At 71.6% G+C, this 19,079-nt stretch carries 15 protein-coding genes; 5 read left to right on the forward strand and 10 right to left on the reverse strand.

The annotated features are described in order from the left end of the window. Positions 1-89: 89 nt before the first annotated feature. The 4 genes from EDF53_RS08730 (at position 90) to EDF53_RS08745 (ending at position 5,980) form a co-directional block, all read left to right on the forward strand. Positions 90-1,511 carry a pyridoxal-dependent decarboxylase gene (locus tag EDF53_RS08730; protein ID WP_123293193.1) on the forward strand — a complete coding sequence of 474 codons (1,422 nt, stop codon included), beginning with the start codon at positions 90-92 and terminating at the stop codon, positions 1,509-1,511. Continuing rightward, positions 1,508-2,881, forward strand: coding sequence for a lysine N(6)-hydroxylase/L-ornithine N(5)-oxygenase family protein (locus tag EDF53_RS08735; protein ID WP_123293195.1), 1,374 nt, complete (start codon positions 1,508-1,510; stop codon positions 2,879-2,881). Before EDF53_RS08730 ends, EDF53_RS08735 begins: the two co-directional genes overlap by 4 nt. Beyond that, the gene (locus EDF53_RS08740) at positions 2,878-5,253 is read left to right on the forward strand and encodes a GNAT family N-acetyltransferase (protein ID WP_123293197.1); all 2,376 of its coding nucleotides are present in this window, start codon (positions 2,878-2,880) and stop codon (positions 5,251-5,253) included. Before EDF53_RS08735 ends, EDF53_RS08740 begins: the two co-directional genes overlap by 4 nt. Before the next feature lie 154 nt (positions 5,254-5,407). Beyond that, the gene (locus tag EDF53_RS08745) at positions 5,408-5,980 is read left to right on the forward strand and encodes a hypothetical protein (RefSeq protein ID WP_123293199.1); all 573 of its coding nucleotides are present in this window, start codon (positions 5,408-5,410) and stop codon (positions 5,978-5,980) included. 16 nt (positions 5,981-5,996) lie between these two features. On the opposite strand, the gene EDF53_RS08750 is transcribed toward EDF53_RS08745, so the two are convergent. The 10 genes from EDF53_RS08750 to EDF53_RS08795 form a co-directional block, all read right to left on the reverse strand. After that, on the reverse strand, positions 5,997-6,632 hold the full coding sequence (locus EDF53_RS08750) for a pyridoxal 5'-phosphate synthase (RefSeq protein WP_123293201.1): 636 nt from the start codon (positions 6,630-6,632) through the stop codon (positions 5,997-5,999). A gap of 18 nt (positions 6,633-6,650) precedes the next feature. Beyond that, positions 6,651-7,301, reverse strand: coding sequence for an NUDIX domain-containing protein (locus tag EDF53_RS08755; RefSeq protein WP_123293203.1), 651 nt, complete (start codon positions 7,299-7,301; stop codon positions 6,651-6,653). Next, positions 7,298-8,890: a nicotinate phosphoribosyltransferase gene (locus EDF53_RS08760; RefSeq protein WP_123293205.1), complete on the reverse strand. Its 1,593-nt coding sequence runs from the start codon at positions 8,888-8,890 to the stop codon at positions 7,298-7,300. The genes EDF53_RS08755 and EDF53_RS08760 overlap by 4 nt, the downstream gene beginning before the upstream one ends. Then, the gene (locus EDF53_RS08765) at positions 8,887-9,738 is read right to left on the reverse strand and encodes a phosphoribosyltransferase family protein (protein WP_123293206.1); all 852 of its coding nucleotides are present in this window, start codon (positions 9,736-9,738) and stop codon (positions 8,887-8,889) included. The genes EDF53_RS08760 and EDF53_RS08765 overlap by 4 nt, the downstream gene beginning before the upstream one ends. Before the next feature lie 24 nt (positions 9,739-9,762). Beyond that, positions 9,763-10,353 (reverse strand): hypothetical protein, encoded by a 591-nt coding sequence (locus EDF53_RS08770; RefSeq protein WP_123293208.1) that lies wholly within the window; start codon positions 10,351-10,353, stop codon positions 9,763-9,765. A 5-nt stretch (positions 10,354-10,358) separates the two neighbouring features. Then, a complete protein-coding gene (locus EDF53_RS08775; protein ID WP_123293210.1) occupies positions 10,359-11,039 on the reverse strand; it encodes a hypothetical protein in 681 nt (226 codons plus the stop codon). Continuing rightward, on the reverse strand, positions 11,039-11,902 hold the full coding sequence (locus tag EDF53_RS08780) for a hypothetical protein (protein ID WP_123293212.1): 864 nt from the start codon (positions 11,900-11,902) through the stop codon (positions 11,039-11,041). The genes EDF53_RS08775 and EDF53_RS08780 overlap by 1 nt, the downstream gene beginning before the upstream one ends. Next, complete coding sequence (locus EDF53_RS08785) at positions 11,899-13,785, reverse strand: WXG100 family type VII secretion target (protein WP_395873380.1); 1,887 nt, start codon at positions 13,783-13,785, stop codon at positions 11,899-11,901. Before EDF53_RS08785 ends, EDF53_RS08780 begins: the two co-directional genes overlap by 4 nt. 2 nt (positions 13,786-13,787) lie before the next feature. Next, positions 13,788-14,117: a DUF6507 family protein gene (locus EDF53_RS08790; RefSeq protein ID WP_123936922.1), complete on the reverse strand. Its 330-nt coding sequence runs from the start codon at positions 14,115-14,117 to the stop codon at positions 13,788-13,790. Between the two features lie 100 nt (positions 14,118-14,217). Continuing rightward, entirely contained in the window at positions 14,218-14,514 is a 297-nt protein-coding gene (locus EDF53_RS08795; protein ID WP_071404660.1) for a WXG100 family type VII secretion target, read from the reverse strand. Between the two features lie 102 nt (positions 14,515-14,616). On the opposite strand from EDF53_RS08795, the gene EDF53_RS08800 reads away from it, so the two are divergent. Next, positions 14,617-19,044: an FtsK/SpoIIIE domain-containing protein gene (locus EDF53_RS08800; protein WP_221181203.1), complete on the forward strand. Its 4,428-nt coding sequence runs from the start codon at positions 14,617-14,619 to the stop codon at positions 19,042-19,044. Positions 19,045-19,079 lie beyond the last annotated feature (35 nt).

A 19,079-nucleotide genomic window follows, 5' to 3' on the forward strand; every position in this document is an offset into this window, starting at 1 on the left:
GTACGAGGACGTCGCGCCACGCCCGAGACCTGGGAGTCCACCCCTGTTCGGGTGACACCGAAAAGCAGGTGAGGTTAGCCTTACCTAACGTGACACCCATCGAACTGCTGACCACTGCCAACGCCGAGCGCTACCGGTCGACCGTCGGGTCGACGGTGGACCAGCTCGCCGACCGACTCGCCACCGTCGACCGCCCGACGACCGCGACCGCCCCGGACGCGCTGCACGACCGGGTGCGCGCGGTCGACCTGGACGCCGCTCCCGTCGGGACGGAACAGGCGCTCGCCGAACTCGACGACCTGTTCGTCCGCGAGGCCGTGTGGTTCCACGACCCCGGCTACCTCGCGCACCTGAACTGCCCGGTCGCACTGCCCGCGGTCGCCGCCGAGTCCGTCCTCGCCGCGGTGAACCCGTCGGTCGACACCTGGGACCAGTCCCGCATCGGCACGGACATCGAACGCCACGTGGTCGACTGGCTGGCCCGTCGTGCCGGGTTCGCTGCCGGCGACGGGGTGTTCACCTCGGGTGGCTCGCAGTCCAACCTGCAGGCGCTGCTGCTGGCACGCGAAGCCGTCGGAGTCGCCGGAACCGTGTTCACGACGGCGGAGACCCACTTCAGCATCGCGAAGTCGGCACGACTCCTCGGCCTCGAGGCCGTGGTCGACGTCGCCACCGACCACGCCGGTCGGATGCGGCCGGCAGCCCTCGCGGAGGCGATCGCCGTGACCCGGGCAGCGGGCCGTACCCCGATCGCGGTCGTCGCGACTGCCGGCACCACCGACCGCGGGGTCATCGACCCGATCGAGCCGATCGCCGACGTGTGCGACCTCGAGGACGTCTGGCTGCACGTCGACGCCGCGTACGGCTGCGGACTGCTCGTCTCCCCGACGCGTCGGCACCTGCTCGCCGGCATCGAGCGGGCGCGCAGCGTGACGACCGATCTGCACAAGTCCTTCTTCCAGCCGGTGTCCTCGAGCGCACTGCTCGTCCGTGACCCGGCCGACCTGCGCCGGACGGCCTGGTACGCCGACTACCTCAACCCCGAGGACGCCGCCGAGCCGAACCAGGTCGACAAGTCGCTGCAGACCACCCGCCGCTTCGACGCCCTGAAGCTCTGGGCCACCCTGCGCGCGACCGGGGCCGACGCGATCGGCACCGCGTTCGACGCCGTCATCGACCTCGCCGCCGCCACCCACCGGATCGTCGGGGAGCACCCCGACCTGGTGCTCGTCGCGCCGACGCAGCTCAGCACCGTGCTCTTCCGCTGGCAGCCCGCCGGGGTGAGCGACGAGCAATCCGACGCGCTCGTCGCCCCGATCCGTGCGGCGCTGCTCGCCGAGGGCCGGGTCCTCATCGCGAAGACCGTGATCGACGGCCGACCCTGCAACAAGCTGACGCTGCTCAACCCCGAGACCACCCCGGCGCAGATGCGCGCCTCGCTCGAGCACGTCGCCGCGACGGCAGCACGGGTCCGCGCGACCACCACCGCCCCGGAAGGAGCAACGCGATGACCACCGACCGCACCGTGCACGACCTGATCGGCATCGGCATCGGCCCGTTCAACCTCGGCCTCGCCTGCCTCACCGACCCGCTCGACGACCTCGACGCGGTGTTCCTCGACGCCGCCGACGGCTTCGCCTGGCACCACGGCATGATGCTCGACGACGCCACGATCCAGGTGCCCTTCATGGCGGACCTGGTGACGATGGCCGACCCGACCTCGCCGTTCTCGTTCCTCGCGTGGCTCAAGGAGACCGGCCGCCTGTACCCGTTCTACATCCGCGAGGACTTCCACCCTCTGCGCAGCGAGTACGACGCCTACTGCCGGTGGGCCGCCGACCGGCTCGACACGCTCCGGTGGGGCCGGTCCGTCACAGCGGTGGAGCACGACTCGGCGACGGACGTGTTCACGGTGCACGCCGAGACCGATCAGGGTCCCGAGACGTACCGCGCACGCCACGTCGTGGTCGGCATCGGTACGGAGCCGTCGGTCCCCGCCCCGCTGCGCGGGATCGCCGGACCGGTCATCCACTCCGCCGAGTTCCTGCCGAACCGCGACGCGCTCCGCGGTGCCGCCTCGATCGCGGTGGTCGGCAGCGGGCAGTCCGCTGCCGAGGTCTACCGCGAGCTGCTCGAGGACCTGCGCCAGGACGGCTACCGACTCGACTGGATCACCCGGTCGCCGCGGTTCTTCCCGATGGAGGACACGAAGCTCACGCTCGAGATGACGAGCCCGGAGTACACGGACCACTTCCACGGCCTGCCCGAGGATGCTCGCGACCGTCTCGGGCGCGAGCAGCGCGGGCTGTACAAGGGCATCAGTGCGGACCTGGTCGACGAGCTCTACGACCAGCTGTACCGCATCAGCGCTCGAGGCCCGATCCCGACGACCCTGCGCACCGAGACCAGCGTCGTCGACGCCGAGTGGCTCGCCGACCGGGGGACGTACCGGCTGACGCTCCGCCACGAGCAGCTCGGCGAGACCTACGAGCACGAGGTCGAGCGGCTCGTCCTGGCGACCGGGTACACGCCGCGCACGCCACGGTTCCTCGACCCCGTCGAGCACCTCGTCGCCCGCGACTCCCGTGGTCGCCTGGCCGTCGCGCGCGACCACCACGTCGACACGCTCGGCGGACGCATCTGGGTGCAGAACGCCGAGGAGCACACGCACGGCCTGACCGCGCCCGACCTCGGCATGGGTGCATGGCGGAACGCGTCGATCATCCGGTCCGTCACGGGTCGCCCCGTGTACGGCCTGGAGGCCCGGATCGCCTTCCAGGAGTTCGGCCTGCCCGCCACGGACCAGTCCACCGCTGCTCCCGCCGGTGCGCACCGCGCACCGGCCCGGCAGGCGACCGAGCGCACGGAGGTGCCCGCATGAGCGCGCACGTGACGGGCAGTGCACCGGCCGGTGCGCCCGAGGCGACGGTGTCTGCCGGAGCTGCTCCGGGCCTCCTGGCCGTCGAACCCGTGGACCCGGAACGCGACGCCGCCGTCGTCCAGTCGTGGCTCGCCCACCCGGCGTCGTCGTGGTGGGAGATGGGCGACCTCGACGTGGACGGCGTCCGGGACTACCTGACCGGCGTGCAGGCGGACCCGGCGCAGGCTGCGTGGCTCGGCCGACGCGACGGTGAGCCGTGCTTCCTGGTCGAGACCTACGACCCCGCCGCCGTCCTGCTCACCGACGTGTGGGCGGCGGAGCCCGGCGACGTCGGCATGCACCTGCTCGTCGCACCGGTGCCGGCCGCCGGCCGCGTGCACGGACTGACGAGCGCCGTGATGCGCGCCGTCGTCGAGCACTGCCGCGACGTCCTCGGCGCGCGGCGGGTCGTCGTCGAGCCGGACGTGCGGAACGCCGCGGTGCAGGCGAAGAACGCCGAGGTGGGGTTCCGCGCACTGCGCCAGGTGGACGTCGACGGCAAGCGGGCACTGTTGTCGGTGCTCGACACCGACCGGATCGGCGTGCCCGACGACGACGGGCCGGCCGCGCACCTGCGACCCGAGCACCTGGAACCCGCCGAACGACACCTGGTGGCGAAGGCCATCGCCGAGTTCACCCACGAGCGGCTGATCGAACCCGTGCCGGACGGGGAGGGCTGGCGGCTCGACGCGGGGGAGTCGACCTACCGGTTCCGGGCACGGCAGCACGTGCTCGAACACTGGTCGATCGACGAAGCCTCGCTGACGCGCACTCGCGCTGGCATGCCGGCGTCGCTCAGTGCGCAGGACCTCGTGCTCGAACTGTACGAGGTGCTCGGGATCCCCGACGAGCTGCTCGGTACCTACCTGGAGGAGATCGCCTCGACCCTGGCGAGCGCCGCCGCGAAGCACCGGCGGGGTGGGCCGTCGGCCGCGCAGCTCGCGCGTGGGCGGGCGGGCGGTTCCGTCGAGGCTGCCGTCGCCTCGTTCCAGGACGTCGAGGCGGCGATGACCGAGGGCCACCCGGCCTTCGTCGCCGCGAACGGGCGGATCGGGTTCGGGCTCGACGAGTACCGGGCCTTCGCACCCGAGGTCGGCGGCCGGTTCCGGTACCGGTGGCTCGCCGCCCGACGGGAGCACACGCACCTGGCGCTCGCCGCGGACCGGACCGAGCGCGACCACTGGGCGGCCGAGCTCGACCCGCAGACCATCGCCGGGTTCCGCGCCACGCTGGAACGTCGGGGCCTCGACCCCGACGACTACGTGTGGATCCCCGTGCACCCCTGGCAGTGGCAGCACCGGATCGCCGTGACGTTCGCACCCGACCTGGGGCAGCAGGACCTCGTCGACCTCGGCGAGGGGCCGGACGAGTACCAGCCGCAGCAGTCGATCCGTACCGCATTCGACCGCTCGGACCCGACGCGCTCGTACGTCAAGACGGCGCTCGCCGTGCAGAACATGGGGTTCCTGCGGGGGATGTCGCCCGCGTACATGCGGAACACTCCGGCGGTGAACGACTGGGTCGAGTCGATCGTCACCGCCGACCCGACACTCGCGTCGGTCGGGTTCTCGGTGCTCCGCGAGCACGCCGCCATCGGCTACACCGGCGACGCATACCACCAGGTCGACGTGTCGTCGCCGCAGCGCAAGATGCTCGCGGCCCTGTGGCGGGAGAGCCCGCTGCCGCGGGTGGCGGACGGCGAGCGACTGCTGACGATGGCGGCGCTGCTGCACCGGGACGCCTCGGGCGACGCCGTCGCCTCAGCGCTGATCGAGGCGTCGGGGCTGCCTGCCGACGAGTGGGTGCGGCGCTGGCTCGACGCCTACCTGTTGCCCGTCGTGCACTGTCTGACCGTGCACGACCTGGTGTTCATGCCGCACGGCGAGAACCTCGTGCTCGTCGTCCGCGACGGTGCCGTGGTCCGTGCCGTCATGAAGGACATCGGGGAAGAGGCAGCGGTGCTCGGGCGCCACGACGATCGTCCTGTGCCCGCCGACATTGACCGGATCGTGCACCCGGTGTCCGACGACGAAGCCGCGCTCGCCGTGTTCACCGACGTGTTCGACGGGGTGCTGCGGTTCGTCGCGGCGATCCTGGACGACGACGGGGTGCTGCCGGAAGGCCGGTTCTGGGAGGTCGTGGGGGAGTGCATCGACGCGCACGCCGCCGCGCACCCGGACCGCCGCCGGCCGTTGGACCTGCGGGTGCCGACGTTCGAGCACTCCTGCCTGAATCGGCTGCAGCTGCGGAACACCCTGTCGATGGTCGACCTGGCGGACCAGTCGTCGTCGCTCATCCGGGCGGGGGCGATGGCGAACCCGATCGGGCGGTAGGGCGGTTCCGCTCCGCGCTCGCTCTGCGTCGGCAGGTGCGTCGGCGTCACGTCGGCCGGTTCCGCTCCCACTCGCACAACCAAAGTGCGCTCGCGCCGCGGAATCCCGCGGTTCGAGTGCACTTTGGTTGTGCGGGGTGCGGGAGACTGGACGGGTGCAGACGGGCGGGGGCGGCGCGACGGGTGAGGTCACGGTCGACCTCGGGGACGTCCTCGACGCGGATCAGACCTGGCGCCGTGCATTCCGGCTAGTCAGGCGCATCCGAGGCGCCGGACTGTTGCTCGGCGGGGCGGTCCTCGTCGGGGGAGTCGTCGTCGCGGACCGGCCGAGAGACCGCGGTACGGCAGTGGTCCTGGTCGGCACGGTGCTGGTTGCCGCGGGGCTCATCGCCCTCGGGTACCTGGTCACGCGACGCCGGCTCCGGCTGGCCCGGGCTGCGCGGACGACGGCCGTCGATGCCGGTGTCGCTCGTGTCCTCACGCAGGCGCGGGCTGCTGGCGTCCCCGACCTCGACCCTGCCAGCGTTCGACGTGTGTTGGTCGAGACCGACAACGGACCGGGGCCCTGGTACGACCCGAAGCTCGGTCCGCACACATGGCCGGTGTGGCGCGTGCGGACCACCGACCCCACGGCGACGGTGTTCGTGGTGGCCAGGAAGTCCGACGACGCCCGGTCGCTGACGATCACCGTCGAGACCGCGAAGCCGTCGTGGTGGCAGCGGGACTGACCGGGAGCGGACTCGACTACGGCTGCAGGCGGGTGGCCGACCAGACGCCGTTGGCGAGCACGTACTGCAGGCGGCGGTGCATCCGGTCGCGGCTGCCGTGCCAGAACTCCACCACGTCGGGCTCCAGCCGCCACGCGACCCACCCAGCCGGCCGTGGGACGGCGTCGTCGGACTCGTCGAGCAGCACGTTGGCGTCGTCGATCAAGTCCTGCAGCGTCCGCGGTTCGAGCACGGCGGACTGGTCGGCGATGGCGGTGGCGGCGCGGGACTTCGGCGACCGGTCGGCGAACAGCGCGTCGGATTCGTCGTCGGACAGCTGCACGGCCCGGCCCTCGAACCGGAGCTGCTGCATGGTCTCGCGCCAGTAGACCTGGAGTGCCGCGTGCGGGTTGTCGGCGAGCTGACGACCCTTCGGGCTCAGCGTCGAGGTGCCGAACACGAGCCCGCGGTCGTCGAGCCGCTTCACGTCGACCGTGCGGGCGGACACTCGGCCGTCCACACCTGCCGTGGCGAGGGTCATCGACTTCGGCTCGGAGACGTCGCGTTCGTCCGCGGCATCCAGCCACTGCTGCGCGAGGTCGAGCGGCGACGCCGGGGGTGCGTCGAACTCGGGCAGGTGCAGGGAGTCGTCACCGGACAGGGAGGAGGACATGGGTCCACCCAACCGTGCTCAGTCCTGCCACGTCCAGGCTGCCGGGGGACGCCCGCCCCGGGGTCCCGCACTCGCTGGGAGGTCGACCCGGGCAAGCGCGGTGTTCGTACGGAGCGTCCGGTTGAGGTTGCCCGGGTCCGGTGTGGTCCCCGTCAGGGCGATCCGCAGCCGAGCGGCGTCCGCCGTGGTGAACGGATCGCCGAGCAGCGCTCGTGTGAACGGCAGGTCAGACCAGAGGAGGACCCGTGCGCGCTCGAGCGCCGAGTCGACGATCCGGTCGTGGTCGAACGGCAGTCCGAGCGGCAGCGCGCCGACCTCGTGCCACGTTGCGTCGGCGTGCGCTGCCGGGTCGATGACCGCGAGGAACGCGATGCTGATCGCGGAGCTCCGTGGATCGCGTTCGGGTCCGTCGAACGCGCCGACCTGCGCGAGGTTGCGCACCGCTGCCGGCCCGATGCCGGTCTTGGTCCGCAGGGCGCGCCGCGCACCGTCGGCGAGGATCTCAGTGCCGTCGAGGAGCACGCCGGGGAGCGCTTCCTTTCCGGCGTACGGTGCGTACGCCCGACGCGCGGTGGCGACCCGTAGACCGTCGGTCGTCACGAAGGACACCGGGACGACGTCGATCGCGATGAGCGGTTGGTCGCGGATCGCCGCTGCGGCATCGGTCACGCGGTGGCCGCCCGGCGGGTGGCGCGAGCCGAACGCTCGTCGCGGAGCGTCTGGCGGACGTCGGCGAAGGACTGGAGGCGCGTGAAACGGCCGTCGACCCACACCGGCTGGAGCAGGCTGCTCGCCTCGTCGTCGGCCGTGGCCTGGTCGGTCTGCCGGATCTCGCCGGTCTCGTCGCGGTGCAGGGCGATGCGGCCCTTCGCGCTCTTCTTGCCGCTGCCGGTCTTCGGGTCCTTCTGGATGTCGACGGGCTCGCCGTCGACGAGTGCCCACGTGGCCTTGACCGCGCTGCCGAGGTTGTCGCGGGTCATGTACTGGTACGTGTACGACCCGATGCCGAGCACGATGTTGTCGCTCGAGTACCCCTTGGCGGCCAGGCGCTCGTAGATGCGACGGGCACGGTCGAGCGTGATGCTGTCGCCGTAGATGACGCCGATGTGCTGGTCGAGGACCTTGAAGCCCTGCTCGTTCACGGTGTGCCCGAAGATCTCGTCGAGCAGTTCGACGACGCCCTTCTGCTCGTGGCTGCGGTCGGCGGCGAACAGTTCGGCCTGGTCGACACCGTGCACGGTGCCGGTGACGATGTCGACCGGGTCGCCCGAGTCGGGTCGGATCACGAGCTTGCCGTCACGACCGGTGATGCGGTCCTTGAGCTGCGGCAGGGTCTCGGTGATGACCTTGAACAGGTCGAAGCCGTCGCTGACCGCCGAGACGATGCCCGTCGGGTACACGTCGAGGATCTGCTCGAAGGTCGCCAGCTCGCCGTCGGCGCCGCGGACGCACATCACGCTGTGCTCGGTGGCGGGCACGCTCGCGGCCACCCAACCGTTGTCGCCCGGGTAGTAGCGGTCGATGAAGTCGAGCGACGGCATCGAGTCGGTGCCGAGGAACGACAGGAGGTGGCCCGCGCCACCCGCTGCGGCCGACTCGATGCTCGACTGCCCACGGAACGAGAAGTCGTGCGCGGCGAAGTCGATGCCGGCCGGGACCGCGCCGGTGCGGGCGGCCCAGTCCTCCATCAGGTCGCGGTACTCGAGCGCCTTCGTCGCGACCGTCGACGGGTGCCAGATCGACGCCGACAGGGCGGTCTCGATGTAGTTGGGCAGCCAGTAGAACTCGTCGATCGTGTTCTCGACGGTGAGGGTCGCGACACCGATCGGGGCGAGGGTGCCCTCGGGCAGCGCACGGATCTCGAGGGGCAGGGAGCCGAGGCGGTGCAGGGCCCGGACGTGGTCGGTGCCGATGTGGTTCGGGCCGAAGTAGCTCTGCAGTGCTTCGTCGAAGAGCCGGACGACCTCGTCTTCGTCCGCCGCGAAGAACGGTGCCCAGGCTTCGACGAGCGCGCGCTGGATGAACGCCTGCAGCCCGAAGACCACGGCGTGCGTCGACTCGGGCATGTGCGCGTTCGACCGGTTCGTCCAGTTGATCAGGATGCGGGTGGTGCCGGCCGGGTAGACCTGCCGGTGCGAGTGCTTGTAGCCGTCGACGGCCAGCAGCGGCGCGATCGGGCTCGCCGTGGTGATGCGCGGCTCGATCCCCGTGGTCGTTCCGGCGTTCGCGGTGGTCGTGGTGCTCGTGGTCTGCGTCATCGGATCTGCTCCGTCAGGTAGGGGGTGAGTGCGATCGTGCGCAGGCCGTCGATGGCGTTCTGCGCCGGGTACGAGTCGGTGGTGACGATCTCGCCGAAGTGGTCGGCGAGCTGTGCTGCCCGGCCGGAGAAGACGCCGTGCGAGACCCAGAGGCCGAGGCGTTCCTGGGGCAGGCCCGTCGAGCCCGCGAGCCCCATGAACGTGCCGCCGCCGTCGCAGATGTCGTCGACCACCAGGAACCGGCCGGTGTCGGGCAGGGGTTCGCAGGTGAAGCCGTCGAGCTTGCCGGTGTCGGGGTTGCGGTGCTTCTCGGCCCGGTAGAGCGGCAGCCCGCACGCCTCGGCGACCGCGGTTGCACGGGGGACCGCGCCCTTGTCCGGAGCGATGATGCCGGTGTACGGGGCGCCGCCGTCGTGCTCGGGTGCGCCGACCACGGCGTCACGGACGACCTGCTCGCTCGTGACGACGGTCAGGTTGTCGACCAGGCCGACGATGACCGGCGAGTGCGGGTCGAACGCGATGACCTGGTCGAGGTGGAAGCCGTTGAGGACGTCCGCGTAGACCTTCGCGCCGAACGGCAAGCCGCGGTCCTGCCGGGCACCGGGCAGGTAGGGGACGAGCGCGACGGACCTCGATCCGCGCTGCCGTACGGCGTCCGCCCACATGCCGAGCATGATCAGGTCGTCGCCGCTCGTGCCGCGCAGGGTCGCGATCTCGGTGAGTCTCCCCGGCTCGGCGGTGTCGTTCGCGACCTTGACGTGGGCTTCACCGGCGGGGAACCGCATGGTGGAGAACGTCGCTGTCGTCTGGTTGCCCTGGGCGTCCCAGGTGCTGAGTTCGACTGCCATGGCTCGACCGTACCACGGTATTTGTCAGGAGGACAAGAACGCGGCTTCGATTGCTGCCTGCGCTCCAGCCCGCCACGGCCGCGGCAGCCCTCCGGGACGTTCCACGACGAAGATCGCCGGGTGCGGGCGGTCGCCGAGGGCATGTCTGATCGCCGCAGCCGTCGCCCGGGGGTCTCGGGCCAGCACCACGGGGAGCGACCACCGACCCGAACGGAGCATGAGCGACCGCCCGGGCGAGACGGTGTCGGCGGTGATCGCGGCCCAGAGGCCGGCGGCCGTCCCGAGCGGCGTCGGCGTCACGGACCGGAGCGTGGCGAGCACCGGCGGCCGAGGAGGTGGGAGGAACTCCGTACCGGCGCGGGACGGGCCCGCCGGGTCGATGACGAACCGTACCGAGCCCGTGGCCTCGCGCTGGCGGAGCGTGTCGCTGGAGATGCACTGCGTCCCGGCACCGAAGTCGGTCGGACGGTCGGCCGGATCGCTGTAGGCCCAGTGCACCGCGGCACCGTGGTCGAGCTGCTCCCGTTCCGGTCGGCCGCGCGAGTCGACGACCACGTGCAGCTCTACCGGGACGCCGACCCGCTGGACCACGACCGCCGGGTGTCCACGGTGCATCGGGCTCAGTGCCGTTCGACGTGCGCGAGCGGCGGCTGCTGACGCACCCACGTGGCGTGCTCGACGGGGAGCTCGTCGATCCAGGCGGTGAGGACCGGCACCGGCACGTCGTGCGCGCGTGCGACCTCGAACACGATCTCGGAGAAGGCGAACGCGGCGTCACGGTCCGCCGTCGCGACCACGACCATGAGGTCCTCGGGCACGATGTCGACGCCGTGGCGGAACAGCCACACGCGGACCACGCCAGGCGTGAGCGGGGCTCGTTCGGCGAGCGCGTCGGAGAACCCCTGGGACGCGGACGGTGCCGGGCGGAGCGTGACCTCGGCTCCGTCGGGGAACGGACCGCCGGCGGCGATGACCGTCTGCTTCTCGTCGGGCTGCACGACCTGCGGGTAGGGCTGGTCGATGTCGAGCACGAGACCCCAGTCAGCGGGCAGGCCGGCGACCAGACGTGACATCGGCAGTGACAGCGGCGTCGCGGCGACCCCGGCCGGGATGCGGGCGACGGCCGCTGCGGGATCGGTGAAGGCCAGCGCGAGGGGGATGCCCTCGGGGCTGACGACGCCGAGTGGGATTCCCTGCTCGTCGTGTCGGAGCGCGACGACCTCGGCAGCTGCGAACGCGAACCGCGAGCGCACCATCAGGGCGCGTCGCTGTGCGGAGGTGAGGTTCGTGGTGGTGCTCATCAGGAGAAGATCCTCGCGAACAGGCTCGGTCGTGCCGCCGACGGGGGTGTGAACACGAGCGCGAACGTCGGGTGCAGCGGGTCGCCGGGATGGGGGATGTCGCGGATGATCGCGTACCCGTCGGAGAGTACCTCTGACTGGACGCCCTGCGGGAACACGAACCGGGCGAGCAGTTCGGTCCAGTCGTCGGCTCCGCGGATCTCGGTGCCCCACGTCGGGCGGACGACGCCGGACAGCGTCGCGTACGCGCCGAGGTCGGGACGCACGTCGTACCCGAGATCGCCGATCGTGCGGACGATCGGAGCGAGTCTGCCCCACCCCTGTTCGTACGGGCCGGTCGACGGCACGGTGTACGTTCCGCGGGCATCGGCCGGCAGGGGTTCCACGGTCTTCTCGATGCGGGACACCGTCGTCGGCACCACCCCGGGTTCGTGGCGGTCGATCGCTGCTCGGTCCGGGCTCAACGTCGTGCGGAAGCGGCGCGGTTCGTACTCGTTCCGCCAGCCGTCCTCGATGTTCGCGTCGGTCCGGCCGTCGACGGCGAACGATGCGACGTGGAACGAGTCCGGCAGGGCCACCGACTCGAGGACCGCGGGTGCGGAAGTCGTGTGGACGAGCGCCGCGCGCGGGACGACGACCTGTCGCCCGCGTTCGAACAGCGTGCCGTCGAGGTCCTCGACCTCGTGGCCATCGTCCGACAGGGCGTTGAGCAGTCGCAGGCTCGCGCCGTACTCCGGCCACAGTGGGTCGACGGTGTCGGTGATGGTCCACCGGCCGTCCGCGGCGCGCTCGGGCAGGGCGTTCCAGGACGGTGAACGGTCCAGGAGCTCGTGACCCGCCCGGGTGACGCCGCTGCGGGTCACCGCAGTCGGTCCTGGACGGACTGCGTCGCCTCGCTGATGTCCCACGGCGCCGTGACGATGCCCGCCGCGACGGCCGGCCCGCGCGAGCCGAGGTCGTGCAGCGCGTTCGCGTACTGGTTCGTCGTGAGGACCCCCGGCTGTGGGCTCCGCGTGGCCGGGTCCATCAGCACCTGGTTCATCCCGTCGGGGACGACGTTCCCCGCTTGGTCGACCGGGCTGAGCACGCCGGTGTTCACCAGGTCGCTCGTCGACTTGTCCGTGAAGAGCTGGTGCTGCCCGCCACCGCCGAACTGGGTGTTCGCCTGCGCGGTGCCCTCGGCGTGCGGCAGCGGTTGGTTCACCAGGTAGCTGTCGCCGGTGTTGCGGTAGTCGGGGTGCGTGGACGCTCCTGCCGGGACGCCGTCGTGACCGGCGTGGGACTGGACGCCCACCTGCACGGACTCGCTGTAGTTCGAGGCGCTGCCGCCGGCGTGCATGGTGCCGTCGGGGACGTAGAAGTTGCCGTGGCCCGGTCCGCTGATCTGGAGCGTCTGCCCGACGAGCGAGTCGGCGTCGCCGTTCGCCCAGCGGTCGACACCGAGGTAGCCGCTCTGGAAGCCGCCCTTGCCACCCTGCCAGTGCCGCGCGAGCTCGGCGAGGGAGGACCCGCCGCTGTCCCAGTACGCCTGCGTGGCCTTGTTCGCGATCTCCGGCATCGACCGGACCGAGGCGATGAAGCCGTCGCCCGGACGTCGGAGTGCACCGACCGCCGCGGAACCGCCGTGCACGGCGAGGGCGCGGAGCGACTCGACCGAGCGGAGGGCTGCACCGTGGCGCAGGTTGTTGACGAGGTGCAGACCCGGCGCGAACAGCTGTCGGCTCTCCGAGGCGACGTGTCGACCGGCCGAGCTGAACTTGGCAGCGAGTGAGGCGCCCTTCGCGAACTCCTCGCCGATCTTCGCCGCGGTGGTGATCCCCTTCATCCCCGGGATGCAGTCGAGCAGCGCGAAGGCGAGGTCCCACCCGTCGGCGGTGCCCTTCGACATCTTGTACAGGGTGTCGGCGAGCACGAGCAGGGCTGCGCCGAGCACGATCCAGGCGAGTGGCCCGCCGATGATCATGACGATGATCCCGCCCACGGCGACGACGACCTTCGCGATGGAGACGATGGTCTCCCACGCCTCGGACCCGAAGATCTTGTCCCACGTGGACTGCTTCCCCAGCCCCGCGTCAGCCGCTTCACCGATCTTCGTCGCGGTCCGCTGCTCCGCGTCCTGCCAGTCGCCCTTCGCATCGGCGACGAGTCGCTTCGCTGCGTCGATCCGGGACTGCGCCGCTGCGATGTCGCCCTGCGCGGACGACACGGACCCCTGCGCGACGGAGGCGTTGTCGGACGCCGCCCGCAACTGCGCCGGCGACGGCACGTCCACCCCGTCCGGCACCTCGGAGCCAGCCGGGTACTTGTCGGCGACGGTGCTCAAGCGAGACGACGCCGACTGGTAGTGCGACAGGGTCGACTGTGCGTCGGAGAGCCGGTCCTGCGCCGCGGCGAGGTCTCCGGAGGCGTCCTTCGCGTCCGCGAGCGCACCATCAGCCCGGTACTGGGTGTCATCGACCGTGTCCGCCCACCCCGACAACGCCGTCGCGGCGAGTTCGTACGAGTCGACGAGCTTGGTCAGGTCCGACGGGGTGTCCTCGATCGCGTCGACGAACACGTCGGCCGCTTCACCCTCCCAGTCGGTCAGCCACCCCGACCCCTTCACCGACTTCAGCCGGGTCGAGGCGTCATCCGCTGCGTCGGAGATGCGCTGGTACTCCCGCGACATCATCCGCAACGTCGACGGATCCCCCTTGACCGGATCATCACCCTGATCGACGACATCCCACCCCGACGGCCGCCCCATGACTACTCCGCCCTCGAGGCAGCGGGTCCGCCGCCGCCGTTCTCGTCGTTGACCTGCAGTGCCTGTGCGAGCTGCTCGTCGGTCTCGGTGTAGGTCTCGACGGACGCGCTGAGCATGTCCGCCAGCGCCTTCGTCGAGTCGCTGATCTTGTCGCGCTTGTCGCCCCATCGGTGGTCGAAGTCGTGCAGGGCGTCCTGCACGGTGCCCGAGCCGATCTCGTCGTCGGACGCGTCGACGCGCTTGTGCGCCTGTTCGAGCGTGCTGTGCACGGTCGACAGGTCGGTCTGGAGCTCCCCGAGCCCCATCAGGTCAACGAGCAGTCTCGAAGCCACGGAACAATCCCTCCCCGATCACGAACCGGCAGCCACCACCACCGGAACCGCGTCGACCCCGTGCCCCACGCGATCGCGGGACACGGGGTCGTCAGCGGTGTCAGCCCTTGAGGCCGGAAGCGAGCGACTCGTCCGTCTCGGACAGGGTCTGCGACGCCTTCGACAGGAACGTCGACAGGCCCTCGAGCCCCTGGACGGTCTGGGTCACGCCACGGTTGAACTCGTCGTAGGACTCGCCGAACGCGACGGACGACTTGTCGGTGACGTAGCCGTCGGAGATGAGCTGCTGGATCTTGCGCTGCAGGGCGGAGAGACGGTCTTCGATGTCCGCCTGACCCGCCTTGAGGTCGGAGGCTGCTGCCTCGAGGTCTGCGTACGAGACGTTGATGTTCGCCACGGTGTGACTCCCTTTCCCCGGAGTTTCGTCATGTCCCCCCAACGGGGCGTGTTGCAGGGGACATTACCATCGTCCTGCGACATGTAGTCAATGCTACGGGGGATGCCCATGACCTTCACGTTCACGATGGTCGACCGCGAGAGCGGTCAGACCGCCAACGTCTACGTCGACGGGGACGACACCCGTGCGGTCGGCGAGCTCGTCGCCGAGGCCGAACGCCTCATCGCGACGGACGTCGTGGCCTCCGGACGGACCCCGGCGTACTTCGTCGGGGAGCAACCGCTCGACCTGTCCGCGACGGTCGCGGAGTCCGGTGTGCGCGAGGGCGTGGTCGTGGCCCGCAGCCTCGAGCACGTGCCGCCGCAGCCGCTCCGTCCGCTGACCGACGCCGAGATCCGGATCGTCTCGGGCCTGCACGCCGGCACCATCGTGCGGGTGGGCACCGGCACGGTGACGATCGGTACGGCGACGAACGCGACGGTGCGCATCCCGGTGAGCACCACCGCCGAGGTCGAGGCCGAGGCCACCGGAGCCGAGACCGTACCGGAGGTCGCCCTGCTCGTGTCGGTCACGGCCGACGGCGCGAAGGTCCGTCCGGCGAACGGCTTCGCCGGGGCGGTGCTCGACGGTGCTGCCGTCACCGAGGAGACCGACTGGCCGGAGACCGCGCAGCTCGCGATCGGCGGGGTCCTGCTCGGCTTCGGTCGGGCGCCGGACCGTGGGGCCCACCTGTCCCTGGCCGACGACGGCATGTCGCTCGAGTACAACCGCCCGCCGCGCATCCTGCCGCCCGACGAGCACACCCGCTACCAGCTGCCGGCCCCGCCGACCGAGCCCCCGGCGCGGGCGCTGCCCATCCTGATGGCGCTGGCGCCGATGGGCATGGCCGTGATGTTCGTGTCGACCACCGGTCGCTGGATCTACCTGCTCATCGCCCTGCTGTCGCCGATCCTGATGATCATCACGGGCCTCCAGGGCCGCCGTCAGGGCAAGAAGACGTACCGCCAGCGGATCGTGGAGTACGAGGACACCAAGGCGCGCATCGAGGCGGACGCGACCGAGAGCCTCCAGTCCGAACGGGCGCGCTGGATCGCGAGCGCCCCCGACCCGGCTGCCGTCTACGAGACGGCGGTCACGCCGCTGCCGCGCCTGTGGGAGCGGCGCCGGACCGACCCCGACCACCTGCTCGTCCGCGTCGGCACGGCGACGCAGCGGTCCGAGGTGACCATCGAGGACCCGGAACAGCTGTCGCACAAGCGGACCGTCGCGTGGGACGCGACCGACGTGCCGGTCCGGATCCGCCTGGCGGAGCGCGGCGTGATCGGCATCGCCGGTCCGGACGACGACGCCCGCCGGCTGGCGAACTGGGTGGTCGCGCAGCTCGCGACGCTGCAGAGCCCGAAGGACGTCACCTTCACGCTGCTCACTGACACCACCCGGACCGCGCTGTGGGAGTGGATGTCCTGGTTGCCGCACGTCCGCCGCGACGGCGCCGACCAGCCGATGACGAGCATCGCCTCGAACGCGGCGACGACCGCGCGGGCCATCGCCGAGCTCGCGGCGGTCATCGACGCCCGGAAGGAGGCCGGCATCGGCAAGAAGACCCCGCCGGCAGACGAGATCGTCGTCGTGATGGACGGCGCCAGGCGCCTGCGAGCGATGCCGTCGCTCGTGCAGGTGCTCAAGGAGGGGCCGTCGGTCGGGGTGTTCAGCATCTGCCTCGACCTGGACGAGCGGCTCCTGCCCGAGGAGTGCGACGCCGTGGTCGTGGTCCGTGACGACCGGATCCGGGTCACGCAGCAGCGCAGCGAGCGGATCGACGATGCCCGACCCGACCTGGTCGACCAGGACTGGCTCGAGTGGGTCGCCCGGTCGCTGTCGCCGATCGTCGACGCCAGCCCGGACGTGCAGGACGGCGCCATCCCGTCGTCGGCGCGGCTGCTCGACGTCCTCCAGCTCGAACCGCCGACGTCCGAGGCCGTGCAGGCCCGGTGGCTGCTCGGCGGACGCAGCACGACCGCCGTCATCGGCGCCTCGATCGACGGGCCGTTCGCGATCGACCTGCGGAACGACGGTCCGCACGGACTCGTCGCCGGCACGACCGGTTCCGGCAAGTCCGAGTTGCTGCAGACGATCGTCGCGTCGCTCGCCGTCGCGAACCGGCCGGACGAGATGAACTTCGTGCTCGTCGACTACAAGGGCGGTGCGGCGTTCAAGGACTGCGTCGACCTGCCGCACACGGTCGGCATGGTCACCGACCTCGACACCCACCAGGTGGAGCGGGCGCTGGAGTCGCTCGGCGCGGAACTGCGCACCCGCGAGCACGCCCTGGCGGAGGTCGGCGCGAAGGACCTGGAGGACTACCAGGACCTGCAGGCGAAGCGCGCGGCGTCGGGCGACGCGATCCCGAGCCTGCCGCGGCTGCTCATCGTCATCGACGAGTTCGCCTCGCTCGCCCGCGAGCTCCCGGACTTCGTCAAGGGCCTGGTGAACATCGCCCAGCGCGGGCGCTCGCTCGGCATCCACCTCGTGCTCGCCACCCAGCGCCCCGGCGGTGTCGTGTCGCCCGAGATCCGCGCCAACACGAACCTGCGGATCGCGTTGCGCGTCACCGACCAGTCGGAGAGCCAGGACGTCATCGGCGCGAACGACGCCGCGCGGATCGCGAAGACGACGCCCGGTCGCGCGTACGTGCGGCTCGGCGCGGCCTCGCTCTTGCCCTTCCAGTCCGGTCGGGTGGGCGGGCGTCGGCCCGGCACGGACGACCAGGAGGCCCGGCCCGCCCTGGTCCGCGAACTCACCTTCGCCTCGTACAGCGAACCAGCCCCCCGCCCGGCAGCCGTCGAGGCCGCCGCCAGCGACGTGGAGGTCACCGACCTGAGCGTCCTCGTCGCGTCGATCGGCGACGCCACCCGCGCCCTCGGCACCCCCGAGCAGCGGAAGCCGTGGCTGCCGCCCCTCGGTGCGGTCGTCGGACTCGACGACGTCGAAGCCGCCGGTGCCGCAGGTGCCGCCGAGCTGCCGCCGCTCGCCGTGGCCTGGGGCATCGAGGACCACCCCGCCGACCAACAGCAGCGCCCCGCAGTGTTCGACCTCGACGCCGACGGCCACCTGTTCGTCATCGGGTCGCCGCGCTCCGGCCGCAGCCAGACGCTCCGCACCCTGGCCGGTGCGATGGCCCTGCGCCTCGGCGTCGGTGACGTGCACATGTACGGGATCGACTGCGGCAACGGCGCCCTGCTCGCGCTCGGGGCCCTGCCGCACTGCGGTGCCGTGGTGCAGCGGCACGAGCCTGACCGGGTCTCGCGGTTGCTCGGCATCCTGCTCCGCACCGTGCAGGAGCGCCAGGCGGCCTTCGCGAGCGGCGGGTACTCGTCCATCGCCGAGCAGCGGTCCGACGAGCACACCACCCCGCTGCCGCACGTCGTCGTGTTCCTGGACCAGTGGGAGAGCTTCATGGCGACCCTGGCCGACGCCGAGAACGGTGCGCTGCACGACGCCGTCCAGACGCTGCTGCGCGAGGGCGTCGGCGTCGGCGTGCACCTGATCGTCTCCGGCGACCGCACGCTGACCTCCGGCCGGATGTCGAGCCAGGTGGAGCGGAAGCTGCTGCTCGCCCTGGCCGACCGCGGCGACTACAACTACGAGGGCATCAACGGCAAGAAGCTGCCGGAGTCGATCCCGCCCGGTCGCGGCTTCCGGAACGCCACCGCGACGGAGACCCAGGTCGCCGTGCTGCCCGGCGGCCTCGGCGGACGCGACCAGGCGGCGGCGATCCGCGGCATCGGCGACGAGGTCCGCGCCCACGTCCCCGCGACCGTGCCGAAGCCGTTCCGGATCGACGTGCTGCCGCGGTCCATCACGTTCGAGGAGGCCGTGCGGTACCTGCCCTCGGCGGACGCCTCGGTCGGCCGGGTCGCGCTCGGCGTCGGCGGCGACGAGCTCCGGCTCTTCACCCACGACTTCGTGCAGGACACCCCGGTGTTCATCGTCGCCGGCAGCCCGCGCTCCGGCAAGAGCACCGCGCTCGTCGCGATGGCCCGGCACGTCCTGTCCGCGGGTGGGTCGGTCGTCGCGGTCACGCCGCGGGACTCCCCGCTCCGGGCACTCGAGGGCGCACCGCGCGCGACCGTGGTCACCGACGGCGGGATCGGGGCCGAGGGCCTCTCCGCCGCGATCGACACCGGCTCGGACGGCTTCACGCTCGTGCTCGTCGACGACGCCGAGGCGCTCAAGGAGACCCCGGCCGAACCGGTGTTCCGGGCGGTCATGGACTCCGACCGGGGCCGTTCGGTCGGGCTGGTCATCGCCGGCGACGTCGAGGGCGTCGCGAGCGGGTTCCGTGGCTGGCAAGTCGACGCGAAGAAGGCCCGTCGCGGGATGCTGCTCGCACCGCTCAGCACCGTCGACGGCGACCTGATCGGCACGAAGCTGTCGAAGAGCCTGGTGACGCAGGACCGGGTGCCGGGTCGGGCACTGCTCAACGACGCCGACCAGGCGCTGCGGCTGGTGCAGGTGCCCGCCGACTGACGGGGACGGCGCGACGTCGCGCGCCAGCGTCGCGC

It is taken from the genome of Curtobacterium sp. PhB78 (assembly GCF_003751685.1).
GTDB lineage: Bacteria > Actinomycetota > Actinomycetes > Actinomycetales > Microbacteriaceae > Curtobacterium.